The 13164-nt window shown below is 67.4% G+C and carries 12 protein-coding genes and 1 pseudogene; 10 read left to right on the plus strand and 3 right to left on the minus strand.

The genetic code is table 11. The annotated features are described in order from the left end of the window. Positions 1-17: 17 nt before the first annotated feature. From AW273_RS39195 to AW273_RS25650, 3 genes are all read right to left on the minus strand, one after another. Positions 18-1310, minus strand: coding sequence for a pectate lyase (locus tag AW273_RS39195; RefSeq protein WP_083950045.1), 1293 nt, complete (start codon positions 1308-1310; stop codon positions 18-20). Positions 1311-1785: 475 nt separating this feature from the next. Further along, positions 1786-1917 carry a hypothetical protein gene (locus AW273_RS39200; RefSeq protein WP_269750262.1) on the minus strand — a complete coding sequence of 44 codons (132 nt, stop codon included), beginning with the start codon at positions 1915-1917 and terminating at the stop codon, positions 1786-1788. 374 nt (positions 1918-2291) lie between these two features. Then, positions 2292-2480, minus strand: coding sequence for a hypothetical protein (locus AW273_RS25650; RefSeq protein ID WP_062353128.1), 189 nt, complete (start codon positions 2478-2480; stop codon positions 2292-2294). A gap of 242 nt (positions 2481-2722) precedes the next feature. On the opposite strand from AW273_RS25650, the pseudogene AW273_RS38800 reads away from it, so the two are divergent. The 10 genes and pseudogenes from AW273_RS38800 to AW273_RS25705 all read left to right on the plus strand — a co-directional run. Beyond that, positions 2723-3158 (plus strand): annotated as a pseudogene (locus tag AW273_RS38800) (DUF4158 domain-containing protein); the annotation flags it as partial. Positions 3159-3754: 596 nt separating this feature from the next. Continuing rightward, positions 3755-5140 (plus strand): Tn3 family transposase, encoded by a 1386-nt coding sequence (locus AW273_RS25665; protein WP_157556138.1) that lies wholly within the window; start codon positions 3755-3757, stop codon positions 5138-5140. A gap of 1007 nt (positions 5141-6147) precedes the next feature. Next, positions 6148-7074 carry a hypothetical protein gene (locus AW273_RS25670; RefSeq protein ID WP_157556140.1) on the plus strand — a complete coding sequence of 309 codons (927 nt, stop codon included), beginning with the start codon at positions 6148-6150 and terminating at the stop codon, positions 7072-7074. Between the two features lie 139 nt (positions 7075-7213). After that, a complete protein-coding gene (locus AW273_RS25675; RefSeq protein ID WP_198168353.1) occupies positions 7214-7855 on the plus strand; it encodes a Tn3 family transposase in 642 nt (213 codons plus the stop codon). Between the two features lie 416 nt (positions 7856-8271). Then, positions 8272-8520: a hypothetical protein gene (locus AW273_RS25680; RefSeq protein WP_157556142.1), complete on the plus strand. Its 249-nt coding sequence runs from the start codon at positions 8272-8274 to the stop codon at positions 8518-8520. 151 nt (positions 8521-8671) lie between these two features. After that, complete coding sequence (locus tag AW273_RS25685; protein ID WP_062353143.1) at positions 8672-9265, plus strand: PadR family transcriptional regulator; 594 nt, start codon at positions 8672-8674, stop codon at positions 9263-9265. Between the two features lie 102 nt (positions 9266-9367). Then, entirely contained in the window at positions 9368-10333 is a 966-nt protein-coding gene (locus tag AW273_RS25690; RefSeq protein ID WP_062353145.1) for an ATP-binding cassette domain-containing protein, read from the plus strand. Further along, positions 10330-11172, plus strand: a complete 843-nt coding sequence (locus AW273_RS25695) for an ABC transporter permease (RefSeq protein WP_062353147.1) — start codon at positions 10330-10332, stop codon at positions 11170-11172. The genes AW273_RS25690 and AW273_RS25695 overlap by 4 nt, the downstream gene beginning before the upstream one ends. Positions 11173-11275: 103 nt before the next feature. After that, positions 11276-11698, plus strand: a complete 423-nt coding sequence (locus AW273_RS25700; protein ID WP_062353149.1) for a DoxX family protein — start codon at positions 11276-11278, stop codon at positions 11696-11698. Positions 11699-11725: 27 nt separating this feature from the next. After that, positions 11726-12559 carry an alpha/beta fold hydrolase gene (locus AW273_RS25705; protein ID WP_062353152.1) on the plus strand — a complete coding sequence of 278 codons (834 nt, stop codon included), beginning with the start codon at positions 11726-11728 and terminating at the stop codon, positions 12557-12559. The last annotated feature ends 605 nt before the right edge of the window (positions 12560-13164 follow it).

The following is a 13164-nucleotide window of genomic DNA, read 5'->3' on the forward strand; positions in this document are numbered from 1 at the left end:
GCGCCTGTCCGGCGGCTCTAGCGGCGGGTGATGTCGGATTCGGAGTACAGGCAGTACGTGCCGTCGGGCCCTTCGCCGATCTTGCTGGGCTCGCTGCCCTTGGGCACGCCCTTGTAGCGCTCGCAGATGGTGGTGCTGCCGTAGACGGTGATCCGCCTGAAGCGCGCGGTGTCGCCCCAGTTGGAGTTGATGCCGGCCAGGACCTTGGTGGAGCGGGCGGTGACGCCGTCCATCACCACGTGGCGCTGGTAGGAGGTGGAGCAGTTGCCGCACGCCCGGTACAGCTTGCCGGAGCCGTGCACCTGGAAGTTCTTGATGGTGACCGTGCCGGCGCCGTTGTGCTGGAAGACCTTGTCGGCACCGGACTTGGCGCCGCCGCCGTCCACCAGATAGGTGGCGGAGGAACTGGAGGACCGGAACGTGGCGGCGTCCTCGCCGACGTCGTTCCACCACACGTTGCGGATGGTGCAGGATCCCTCGCAGTGGATGCCGTCACCGGCCGGGGCGTCGAGGATGACGTTCTGGATGGTGCCGCCGTTGGCCACCACGAACATCGGGTCCTGGCTCTCGCCCTGGCCTCCGTCGCCGATGCCGTAGTAACGCTTCATGCCGCCGTCGAAGAACGTGCCGACGTTGCGGGTCGTGGTCTGGTGCACGCTGCCGGTGTCGGAGGGCCAGGGGCCGCTGCCGTCCCCGCCGCCGCTGGTCGGAGTCGGAGTCGGGGTGGGCGTCACGGTAGGAGTGACGGTGGGAGTCGGGTTGGGGCTGGGGTTGCCGCCGCCGGCGGGCCGCAGCGTCCACTGCTTGGTCGCCACCGAGTCGCAGGAGTTCTGCTGCAACAGGGCGCCGCTGGAGGTGGAGTTGTCCTTGACGTTGATGCACTTGCCGCCGTTGGCGTTGACCACCCGGTAGTCGGATCCCGACGCGGTGAGCTGCCAGGTCTGCGAAGCGGCCCCCGTGCATGACTCCTGCTGGACCGCCTTGCCGGCGCTGGTGGAGGCATCGCGAACACCGACGCACTTGCCGCTGTGGCCGGCCTTGATCTGGTAGCCGCTGCCCGTGGCGGTGAGGGTGAAGACCTGTCCTGCCGCGGTGGCGCAGGCGTTCTGGGTCAACTGGACACCGTCGCCGGTGCTTTGCCCGGGTACCGCGGCGCACAGTCCGCTGCCGGCGTTGACCAGCGTGTAGTCGCCGTTGGACGGCGCCGCCGAGGCGGGCGTGTCGAGCACGACCGCCAGCCCGAAGGCGGTGGTGAGGCCCGCGGTCAGGACGACCGCGATTCTCCTGCCGAGATGATCCTTGTGGTGCACGACGAGCTCCCTTTTTCTCGATCGCGGGGGCGAATGTGAGGGATTGCGGACATGGCGAACAGAGGTAGCGGCCTCGGTGCGGTCGGAGGTGGCTACCTGAGGGGTGAATTGGAGAAGCCCGGCCCCGGTCCGGCGATCTGGGTGGCGTGCGGGGTCGGCCGGAGCTCCTTGAGGTGAGGTGAATGCCGGCGGCAGCGCACGGCAAGGCACAGGCGGCCACGGGTGGGGCCGGCCGCTTGTCCCTGAATCGGGATGTACCTCCTTGAGGCGAGTCCCCGGCGGGTCGGGGCGTCTTCGACGCAGCGGTCAGGAGTGTGTTGTTTGGGCTGTTCAGCCAAACAACCGGTTGCAGACACAGTCGCGTTACATGGAGGAAACGTCAATACGTCCAGGTAAAACTGCAACTGCCGCAGGAGGTTTCGCCTGGTCGCGTCGCGATTTCTGCAACAACCGCTTGCAAGAAACCCGAAGACGATCACTCCTGGTCGTCGATCTGCCCGAGGTGGTCGGCCAGGTAGGCGTGCAGGTCCTTCTGCCGTCCAGCAGCAGGAATAGCCGCCCCAGTTCCGCTGTTGTCGCTGGCTTCCCGGCTGGCAGCCCGCCGCATGGTCCCGGGGACGCGGGCCGTCTTCTCAGGCTGGTGAGCTGCTAGTGGGGGCGGTTGTTTTGCGGCAAATGCCCGGCGCCTTTACAAAGTATATTTCCTATTGGTTCGAGAGCCGCGACGCTGCTGGTGCCGTCTCGGCCCTCGGGTCTTCTGGCCGGTCATCAGCTGGTCGCGCAGGATCGTCCGCACTTCGCAGTTGCCAGCGCGATCAGCTCGTCGTCGGTCAGGTCGCGGAACAGTTCGGCGTACTCGTAGGCCGGGCGGCTGCGCCACCGTCAGGTTCGGCAGCAGGGTCCGCACCCCGTCGTACTGGCCCCTCGGGTAGGGGGTAAAGTACGGGAACTCGTCGGCGATCATCTTGTAGTACGGGCCGGTCACTCGGCGACGCCCTTGCCGCCACTCCCCCACTGGTCGACTCCGAGCCGCACCTTCTTGGCGAGGAAGTCGCCGAACCGCTTCAGGGCGTCCAGGACGAGTTCGGCCCGCCTGTCATCGCCGCCGACCAGCCCACGAACGCGACGGAGACGACCCCGGCCCAGGTAAGGGCGCGCGTTCCCGGTCAAGTGATCTATCCCGGCGAAGTTGCCATTACAGGCACACAATCAGTCGTGATCATCCGTGGTTGGGGCTGGTGACACGTTCGTTGATGGGGGTCCCGGTAGCAATGAAGAAATTTCCAACGAAGTAGCGCCTGACCTGCGGTAACGGCGGAGTTGACCTTCTGTGGCGTGCCGATGATCACTGCCGCTACGGTCGTTCCGGTTTTGTCCGGTACGGCACGTGGAGTGGTGCATTGTCAGAGAAGATGTTCTCCGAGGAGCAGCTGGGCCAGCTGTGCTCGTTCCCGGAGATCAGCGCGGATGAGTTGATCCGGTATTTCACGCCGACGGCGGCTGACGTGGCGTTCGTGAGTCCAAGCGGGCGGGGCCCTGTCGACCGGCTGGGCATGCTGGTCCAGCTCTGTACGCTGCCCTGGCTGGGGTTCGTGCCCGACGATGTGGCCTCGGCACCGTCGGCGGCCGTGGCCCGGGTCGCGGAGCGGCTGGGCGTGGCGCCGGCGGCTGTACGGTAAGCGCGAGCAGACCCGCTCGGACCACCTGGGCCAGGTGGCCAGGTATCTGGAGTGGCAGAGCGCCCCGGCGGGCAGCCAGGCGATGAAGGAGCTGGAGCAGTTCCTGCTGGACCGGGCGATGGAGCACGACTCGCCGACGCTGCTGTTCAACCTGGCGCGCGAGTATCTGATGGCGGCCAAGGTGATCCGGCCCGGCGCGCTCATCTTGGCCAAGATGGTCGGCACGGCCCGCAAGGGCGCCGCCGATCTGACCTCGCAACTGGTGGGGCACCTGCTGACGAAGGAGCTCCGCGCCGATCTGGAACGGATGCTGGTGGTGGACGCGGGGCTGGGGATGACGCGGCTGGAGTGGCTGGTCAGCCCGGCCCGGGACGCGTCGGCGACCTCGGTGAAGACGGCGATCGACAAGCTGGCCTGGCTGCGCGCGATCGACGCGCACCAGATGGATGTGTCGGTGCTGCCGAACGAGCGGCGCCGGTTCCTGGCGCAGGTCGCGCGCCGTTCGACCAACCAGGGGCTGGAGCGGCGCAAGGAGCGCAAGTTCCCGATCCTGCTGGCGTTTGTCGCCCAGGCCGCGGTCGACCAGCTGGATGAGGTGGTGGCCCTGTTCGACCAGGCCGTCAGCGCGCGGGAGTCGCGGGCCAAATCCAAGACGGATGAGGCGCTGGTCGAGCGGGCCAAGAAGGGCGAGGCCCGGCAGCTGGTGATGGAGCTGATCCTGCCGGTGCTGGCGACCCGTCGATCCCCGATGATGAGGTGGGCGGGATGCTGCGCGAGCGGATCGGCATGCAGCGGCTGCGGGAGATCACCTCTGATGTGTGGAATCCGCTGCCCCGCGATCACGGCCGGTTGTCGGAGCTGGACTCCTCCTACACCTATCTGCGCCAGTTCACCCCGAACGTGCTGGCCGCGATCGACTTCCAGGGCGGACCGGGCACCGACGAGCTGATGGAGGCCGTGGCCATCTTGAAGGAGATGAACCGGCTCGGCGGCCGGAAGGTGCCCGCGGGCGCGCCGACCGGGTTCGTGCCCGCCAAGTACGCCGACTACCTGGCCAAGGCCCGCAAGTCCGGTGAGGACACCGCCTACCGCCACTTCTGGGAACTGTGCGTGATCTTGTGCCTGCGGGACGGGCTGCGCTCTGGGGACGTCTTCGTGCCGGGCTCGCGCCGCTACGCCGACCCGGCCACCTACCTGTACACGCCCGAGCAGTGGGCGCCGCGGCGCGGCGAGTACTGCCGCCTGGTGGGCAAGCCGCCGAACGCGGCGGACGCGCTGGAACAGGGCAAGGAGGAACTGCACGCCGCCCTGGAAGAGCTGGAGACGACGCTGGCCGGTGCCGCTCCGGGCGACACCGGCATGGTCCGGCTGGATGAGGACGAGCATCTGGTGGTGCCGCCGCTGTCGGCCGAGGACGTGCCGGCCGAGGCCAAGGCGCTGAAGGACGAGCTGGCCGCGATGCTGCCGTTCGCGCCGATCGCCTCGCTGCTGATCGAGCTGGACGCGCGCACGCATTTCCTGGACTGCTTCACCCACGCCGGCGGGCGCAAGCTGAGCACGTCGGCGGAGACCAAGCGCAACATCCTGGCCGTGCTCATCGCGATGTCCACCAACCTGGGCCTGGCCCGGATGTCGGAGGCCTGCGGGGTGTCCTACGACGTGCTGGCCTGGACGATGGAGTGGTACGTACGGGAGGAGACGCTGCGCGAGGCCAACACGGCCATCGTCGACCACCATTACGGCCTGGAGCTGGCCAAGGTGTTCGGTGGCGGCACCATGTCCAGCTCGGACGGCCAGCGTTTCCCGGTCCGTGGCAAGACGCTGACCGGCCGGACCATGGTCATTCACGGCGGTCAGGTGCTGTCCACCTACACTCACGTCTCCGACCAGTGGTCCACGTACGGCACGAAGATCATCGTGCCGACGGCGCGGGAGGCGCACTACGTGCTGGACGACTTCCTCGGCAACGCCACCGACCTTCCGATCACCGAGCACGCAACGGATACGCACGGCGCCACGTTGATCAACTTTGCGCTGTTCGACCTGGTCGGCAAGGCCCTAACGCCGCGGATGCGGGACTTGACCCGGGTCACCCTGGTGCGCGACGACACCCCGACCGAGATCGCCAAGCGCTACCCGGGGTGTCGGTAAGACTCGTGCAACCAGGTACACGCGATTGAGCCCCGCCGCCTCCGCGACGTCGAACAGCGCCCCGTCATCCTCGGCCTGCGATTCGGCTTCTCCGCCCGGGTCGGCGCTCTTGGCGATCAGGGCCAGCAGCAGCGGGATCGCCTCGGAGCCGGCTGGAGATGTGGGCGGTCTGCGACCGCTCGGCCTGCCGCAGCGCCGTCCCGATGATCCGCCGGATCCGGTCGCGGTCCGCCTGCCGCTCCTTGTCGCACACCTTGACGGCCAGCCAGTGCGCGGCCTTGTCGGCATCCGCGAGTGAGCACTCCCGGAACCCGAAGTACTTTCCGATGTCCCCGCGGTGCGCCTTGATCGTCCGGCCGTCCCACTCATACAGCCCCAGCTCTGAGGGGGAACATCCACCAACCGCGCCACGTAGGCGACCGCCTGATCGGGGATCTCCGCACGGCCCGCCGGGAACCGGCCATGCACCGCGTAGAAGCGCAGCAGCAGAGCGAACCCCAGCTTGTCGCGCCCCGCCGACCTGACAGCAGCTCAAACTCCTCCCCGACCAGCGTCCAGTTCCCCACGAGCTCGTGCTCGTCCAGCACACGCACCACGCGGCATCCGGCTCTCTCACGAAGCGGGCAGCCCAGCCGCCGCAAATCCCACGAATCCGGATCAATACTGACCCCGTGCGATCACCGATGCCCGACGATCGGGAAAGATCCCTCACCGCCACCTGAGCACCGTCGCGGAGCCGGGCGAACTCAATCGCGTGTACCTGGTTGCACGAGTCTTACCGACACCCCTCCTCACCCAGGGGACGGTGCGGAGCTACCCGTCGTCGGCGATCGGGAAGACGGGCGCCCGCAACCGGGCCGAGGCGGTCAGCGTGGCGAGGTCGCGCGGCTGGCTCTGAGACCTGCGCATATACCTCGCGTATAGCGGGTTGCCGGAGCTTGGAACCGGTTCCCGCCCGGCGTTCCCACCGCTCAGGGCGGAGCCGTCCCTCTCCTAAGGAGCAAGCGATGAAAACAGGAAGCAAGGTCCTCGCCACGCTCGCGGTGACGCTGTCGGTCACCGTGGCGACGTGGGCGCCGTCCCTGCTCACGGCGGGTGCCAGTGCCGACGCGCGGGACGCGTCCGCCGTGACGGCCGACGCCGTCGCGGTGGCCGTGGGTGCCGAGTCGGAGCAGACCAGCCTGACGGCGTCGGGGTCGGTCTCGACCTCGCTCGGCGACCTCAAGGTCCCGGCCGACGCGAGCCAGGCCATCACCCTCGGCCCGCTCGCGGTGAACCTCCCGGCCACCGGCGCGACCGAACTGGTGGGCGGCGACGCCGTCGTCACTGGTGAGGACACCTCGTTCGTCGTGGACGCCCTGCCCGACGGGCTGCGCATCGCGTCGGTGCTGAACTCGGCCGACGCCGACCACTCGATCACCTACGAACTCGGCCTGCCTGCGGGGGTCACGCCGAAGCTCAAGTCCGACGGCAGCGTCGACCTCGGCGTCGCCTCGTTCGCCACCCCGTGGGCCGTCGACGCCAACGGCAAGGAGGTCGCCACGGAGTACGTCGTGACCGGCAGCACCGTCACCCAGGTCGTCACGCCGGACGCGGACGCGGTCTACCCGATCGTCGCCGACCCGAGGGTGTCCGGCTGTCTCATCGGCGGGTGGTACCCGGCGATGTGCATCACGTACAACCGGCAGGAGACGATCAACGCGTACAACTCCATCGCCTGGGGCATCGGCGCGGCGGCCGGCGCCGCCGAGCTGTGCAGCGGGATTCCGAGCGCGCCCGTCAAGATCGCCTGCAAGGCAGGTGTCGCGTTGATCTTCTACACCGTCATCGACAGCGCCAGGAACGCCTACAACTCGGGGCGGTGCCTGCAGATCCGGTTCACCTACCCGGCGATCCCGGCGATCCTCGGTTACAGCAACGTCGTGAACTGCTAGCAAACGGCTTCAGGAGCCCCGGGCCCGGTCGGTCCGGGGCTTCGCCGCGCGGTGACGTTCGCCCAGCTCAGCCGGGCTGAGCTCGGCGCCCTTTGCTGGCGAGGCTCTGAACAGGCATAACGCCAACGCATGTACTTGGTTGCACCACTCTTACCGACACCCCTACCCGCACGCCGGGCCGCTGCTGGGCGCGCGCTGGAATGAAGACCTCATCGCCGGTTGCTGGCCGGATCTGCTGCGGATGGCCGGGTCGCTGAAGTACGGCCAGGCCACCGCCTCGCTGATCGTCGGCAAGTGGTCGGCCGCCTCGCGGCAGAACACCCTGGCCGCCGCGCTGAAGGAGTGGGGCATGCTGCGCAGGACCGTCCACCTGGCCAAATACCTGTCGGACCCCGTCTTCAGAAGGAAGATCTCCCGCCAGCTCAACAAGGGCGAGAGCCTGCACGCGCTCCGCCGTGACCTGCACTACGCCCAGCAGGGCACCATCACCCGGCCGCACCTGGAGCAGCAGACCGAGCAGGCGTGGTGCCTGACCCTGCTGACCAACGCGGTGGTCGCCTGGACGACCGAATATTATTCCAGGGCGGTGCTGGAGCTGCGTTCCCAGGGTCGGGACGTGCCGGACGAGATCCTGTCGCACATCTCGCCCGGCCACAGCGACAACATCAACTTCTTCGGCGTCATCAACGTGGACGTGGAGGCGGAACTGGCCAAGCTCGACACCAGCGGCTGGCGGCCGTTGCGGCCGGCGCAGCTGCGCGAGCTGGGTCTGACGCCCTAAGGGCCAAACCCCTCGGGCGAACCTTGGTCTACGCCGATGGCCGACGATAGTGTCGGCCATCGGCAGCGGGCGGGCGGCGAACGGGCTAGGTCGAAGGCGACATCGCGTCGGTGCGATAGTGGGCCTGGGCGATCGACACCCATCCGTGAGCCGATCAGGTCGAAAGGCGCAGCGCATGGCCGCAGAGAGCACCACCGACAACGCCACGGCGAAACTGGCGGTACTGATCGACGCCGACAACACCCCCCCCCGGGGCTCCGGGACTCTACTGACGGGTAGCTACGCTAAGGACGGATCGGGGGATTGACGCTGGTGAGCGACGGGATCGCTCGGTTGGTTGGCTTTGGAGGTCTCCACCAGCACCGCTTGTAGGTCAGTGCTGACACCACCCAGACCAGGAGGGCACCCTAGTGTTGGTGGGAGTTGACACCACCCTGGCGGGCGCGCAAGCGGAGCTCGTAGAGCAGGCCAAGGGGTGGGAGAACCCGAACCCCGACATTCCCGAACACGTCCGCGATCAGGCCGAACTGCGGGCGGGACACGCACGCACCAAACTGGAGTGGGCGAAGAGCCTGAGCAAACGACTGTCTGAGGGCGCCTACACCATGGCCGATGATCCGGGTTCGTGGCGAACGGTCCACGATCCCCTCAAGATGCGCTTCTAATCAACCTTGACTAGACGTTCCTCCTCGTGCACTCTGGCCAAGTAGTCAAATTGGAATAGTCTCTACCAATCCGTTCGCAACACCGAGAGAAGGACTCGAACCCATGGGAAAGTTCGCGATCGAGACGAGAGGGTTGAGCGGAGGTGGGCGTATGTCGGCGACGAAGCTCCTGGTACTCGGTATCGTGCACCTCTCCGGCGGCGCACATGGCTACCAGGTGCGGTCCGAACTGCAGAGCTGGGGTGCGGAGAGTTGGGCCAAGATCAAGCCCGGCTCGATTTATCACGCGCTGAAGAAGGCGGCGGCTGATGGCCTCCTCACCGAACACGCCGAGCCGGGCAACTCCGGGCCGGAGCGCGTTTTGTACCGCGCGACAGCTCGGGGACGTGACGAGATGGTCGAACTGGTCCGCGACGGTCTGCGGCGCACCCACGACGCGGACATGCTCAACGCGTCCATCGCCATGTTGCCCATGCTGACCAGGACAGATGCCATCGCGCAGGTTAACGAGCGGGTCGCGCGCCTGGAAGCGGAGCTCGTAGGGCAGGCCAAGGGGTGGGAGAACCCGAACCCCGACATTCCCGAGCACGTCCGCGATCAGGCCGAACTGTGGGCGGGACACGCACGCACCGAACTGGAGTGGGCGAAGAGCCTGAGCAAACGACTGTCTGAGGGCGCCTACACCATGGCCGATGATCCGGGTTCGTGGCGAACGGTCCACGATCCCCTCAAGATGCGCTTCTAATCAACCTTGACTAGACGTTCCTCCTCGTGCACTCTGGCCAAGTAGTCAAACTTGACTAGCTCAACCAATCCGTTCGCAACACCGAGAGAAGGACTCGAACCCATGGGAAAGCTCGCGATCGAGACGAGAGGGTTGAAGAAGAGCTTCGGCAAGACCCACGCGGTCGCCGGTGTGGATCTGGCCGTGAGCGCCGGTGGCGTGTACGGCGTGCTCGGCCCGAACGGGGCGGGCAAGACCACCACGATCCGCATACTCGCCACGCTCCTGCGCCCCGACGCCGGAGAGGCGCAAGTGCTCGGCTACGACGTCGTGCGTGATGCGCGTTCGGTACGGACCCGGGTGAGCCTTACCGGGCAGTTCGCGTCGGTCGATGAGGATCTCACCGGGGTGGAGAACCTGTTGCTGCTCGCCAGGCTGCTCGGCTACTCGCGCCCGCGGGGCAGGCGGCGAGCGGCCGACCTGCTCGACGCGTTTGGCCTCGCCAATGCCGCCGACCGGCAGGTGAAGAAGTACTCCGGCGGGATGCGCCGGCGCATCGACATCGCAGCGAGCCTGGTCGTCCCCCCGGAACTGATCTTCCTCGACGAGCCGACCACCGGGCTCGACCCGCGCAGCAGGAACCAGGTGTGGGAGATCGTCAGGGGTTTGGTCGCCGAAGGCACGACCGTGTTGTTGACCACGCAGTACCTCGACGAGGCCGACCAGCTGGCCGACCGCATAGCGGTGATCGACCACGGGAAGGTCATCGCCGAGGGCTCCAGCGGCCAGCTCAAGGCATCGGTCGGCGCCGGCTCGCTGCACGTACGCCTCCGTAGTCCCGAGCAGCGGGCCGAGGCCGAGCGGGTCCTTGCCGCCGCTCTCGACGTGCCGGCCGAACCGTCCGCCGACCCGGTCGCGCTGTCCGCGCGGATCTCCGACCCCGAGCGGGTCGCCCGCGCCCTGGCCGAGCTATCCCGCAGCGGCATCGACGTCACCGAGTTCGCGCTCGGTCAGCCGAGCCTGGACGAGGTGTTCCTCGCCCTGACCGGACACGCCGCCGAGGAGACACCCCAGGAGGATGCCACATGAATGCCACGTCCGCGGAGCAGGCGTCGGCGCCGGTCACCGAGGACGCGCTGCGCAGTGTGCTGGCCGGCGAGCGGCCGTCTAGCCCCGGCCCGGTGCTCACCTCGTTGACATTCGGCTGGCGCGCTTTGCTGAAGATCAAACACGTCCCGGAGCAGCTCGTCGACGTGACCATGTTCCCGATCATGTTCACACTGATGTTCACCTACCTGTTCGGTGGCGCGCTCGCCGGGTCGACTCAGGAGTACCTGCAGTTCCTGCTGCCCGGCATCCTGGTGCAGGCGAACGTCATGATCACCATGAACACCGGCATAACGCTGAACACCGACATCCAGAAGGGGGTGTTCGACAGGTTCAGGTCACTTCCGGTGTGGCGACCGTCGCCGCTGGTCGGCGCCCTGCTCGGCGATGTGATGCGCTACTCGATCGGGTCGGCGATCGTGATCACGCTCGGACTGGTCCTAGGGTTCCGGCCGGAGGGTGGCGCCGTCGGCGTGGTGCTGTCGGTCGCGCTGCTGCTGGTGTTCTCGTTCTGCCTGTCGTGGCTGTGGACGATGCTCAGCCTGATCCTGCGCACGCCGAACTCGGTGGCGGGAGTCAGCATGATGGTGATGTTCCCACTGACGTTCGTGAGCAACATCTTCGTGGACCCGAAGACGATGCCCGGGTGGATGCAGGCGGTCGTCGAGGTCAACCCGATCACCCACCTGGCGACCGTGGTACGCGGCCTGATGCACGGCTCGGTGCCCGCCGGGGAAATCGGCTGGGTGCTCGCCTCGTCCGTACTTCTCGTCGCGGTCTTCGGTCCCATCACCATGGTCCTCTACCGCAACAAGAAGTAGATGCCGCTACCGCGAGCACTTGGTCGAAATCAACTCCGACAACCCGGCCCACTCGGCCAACGCCATCACCGCCACCAGACCCGGACACGACAAGGAGAGCCGAATGAGCGCCATCCCCAAGAACAACTCGGAAACCGTTGCGCACACGCCCGGGCGGGCGAGCAGCATCGGGGTCTGGATTCTGCAAGTCGTGCTGGCGGCGATAATCGCCGGCGGCGGAATCTCGAAGCTCGCCGGCGACCCGGTCATGGTGGACATGTTCGCCGACATCGGGGCTGGCCAGTGGCTCCGGTACCTGGTCGGAGCGCTGGAGGTCGCGGGAGGGGTTGGACTTCTGATCCCGGCACTGGCGGGCATGGCCGGTCTCGGGCTGGTCGCGCTGCTGGCGGGTGCCACCATCACCAATCAATTCGTGCTCGAGCAGAGCCCCTGGCATCCGCTGGCATTCCTGGTGGTGGCGGCCGTGATCGCAAAGGCGCGCTGGTCGCGCACCGAGGCCGTCGTCGGCACGCTGCTCAGGCGCTGAGACAAACCTCTCGAACGGAGATGTGAGATGAACGAGATGGCCTTTCGCGTGACGTCAAACGATGGCACCACCATCGCCTACGACCGGAAGGGAAGCGGTCCGGCCGTCATTCTGGTGGGCGGGGGACTCGACGACGGGGTGGAGAATGCGCCCTTGGCGCCGGCTCTCGCCGAGCGCTTCACGGTTTACAACTATGCCCGTCGGGGACGCGGCGCTAGCGGCTTCACCGAGCCCTACGCCGTGGAAAGGGAGATCGAGGACCTGGATGCGTTGATCGCGGAGGCAGGCGGCTCGGCACACCTGTTCGGGGCGTCCTCTGGTGGCGCGCTGGCGCTGGAAGCCGCCGCGGCTGGGTCAGCCATCGACACGATCGCCGTGTGGGAGGTGCCCTATGTGGTCGGGGACGACATACGCCCGCGATTCGAGGAGTACATCGCGGACACCCGACGCGCCTTCGACGCCGGGCGAGACGAGGAGGTTCTCGAACTGTTCATGCGCGTGACCGGCGCCTCCGACGACAACATCGCGGCCAGGAAAGCGGCAGGCAAGCAGACGGCGCATTGGGCGGATTCGGTCGCCCTCGCGCCCACGCTGGTCCACGACAGCGTCTTCCTCAACCGCTACCAATTGCCGGCCGATCGACTGGCAACGGTCACCCAACCGGTCCTGGTCACCACCGGAGGACCGATCACGGTCCCCTACATGGCAGGCCTGCCCTCGGACTTCTTCGACCGCGCGGCCGACGAGCTCGCAGACCTACTACCCCACGCTCAACGGGAGACCCTCGAGGGGCCGGATCACGTCGTCGACCCACAGACCGTCGGCCCGCTGTTGCTACGGTTCTTCAGCAGCGAACGCTGAGGGGCCCGCGAGGTGCTGCGGGAAGACCGATTAGGCACCGCGCAAGCAGATCTTCGTCGCGCCAGGGACACGGGGCGGACAGGTGGTGTCGAGGTTGATGTCGTCGGCGGCATCACAGGCCTGATCCTGGGCGTGCGCGTCACCAACGTCTTCGTCACGCAAGGTCGGGCCGCCGTACTGACCTGGGCTTCAGTGGGACTCGACCTGGCCTACTCGCTGCTCATCGGTTCCGTCGTCGGTCGTACCCCGCACTCCGGGCCGACTCAGTACCGCCCACCGAAGCCCTGCGCAGCACATGACCAGACACCTCGGTAGGGCCAGTGATTCCGGGCTGTGGTCGCATGCGGTCACCGTTCCCGGGCGGTGGCCCGGTGCCGAAAGTCGTGCCCACGGCGTGCTCACGTCAGGAGTGCCACCGATGACGCAGCCGCGTTCCCGGGTCGACCTGTACGCGGCGATCCGACGGGATGCCCGATCTGGGATGTCCAACCGCGCGCTGCAGTTCCAGGGCAGCTGACCGGCGGGCCGCCGTCCGACCCCGCGACAGCGGCGAGGTCGAGGCCGCGGCCGAGCCGCTTGTGCTCGTGCACCACGAGCGTGACCGC

The sequence above is a fragment of the Herbidospora yilanensis genome, assembly GCF_001570565.1.
Lineage (GTDB): Bacteria > Actinomycetota > Actinomycetes > Streptosporangiales > Streptosporangiaceae > Herbidospora > Herbidospora yilanensis.

What these genes read in the sequence shown, in the direction of transcription:
- AW273_RS39200 (WP_269750262.1), bottom strand. Translation starts at nt 1,917, where the DNA reads ATGCGGCGGGCTGCCAGCCGGGAAGCCAGCGACAACAGCGGAACTGGG.
- AW273_RS25665 (WP_157556138.1), top strand. Translation starts at nt 3,755, where the DNA reads ATGCTGCGCGAGCGGATCGGCATGCAGCGGCTGCGGGAGATCACCTCT.
- AW273_RS25670 (WP_157556140.1), top strand. Translation starts at nt 6,148, where the DNA reads ATGAAAACAGGAAGCAAGGTCCTCGCCACGCTCGCGGTGACGCTGTCG.
- AW273_RS25685 (WP_062353143.1), top strand. Translation starts at nt 8,672, where the DNA reads ATGTCGGCGACGAAGCTCCTGGTACTCGGTATCGTGCACCTCTCCGGC.
- AW273_RS25690 (WP_062353145.1), top strand. Translation starts at nt 9,368, where the DNA reads ATGGGAAAGCTCGCGATCGAGACGAGAGGGTTGAAGAAGAGCTTCGGC.
- AW273_RS25695 (WP_062353147.1), top strand. Translation starts at nt 10,330, where the DNA reads ATGAATGCCACGTCCGCGGAGCAGGCGTCGGCGCCGGTCACCGAGGAC.
- AW273_RS25700 (WP_062353149.1), top strand. Translation starts at nt 11,276, where the DNA reads ATGAGCGCCATCCCCAAGAACAACTCGGAAACCGTTGCGCACACGCCC.
- AW273_RS25705 (WP_062353152.1), top strand. Translation starts at nt 11,726, where the DNA reads ATGAACGAGATGGCCTTTCGCGTGACGTCAAACGATGGCACCACCATC.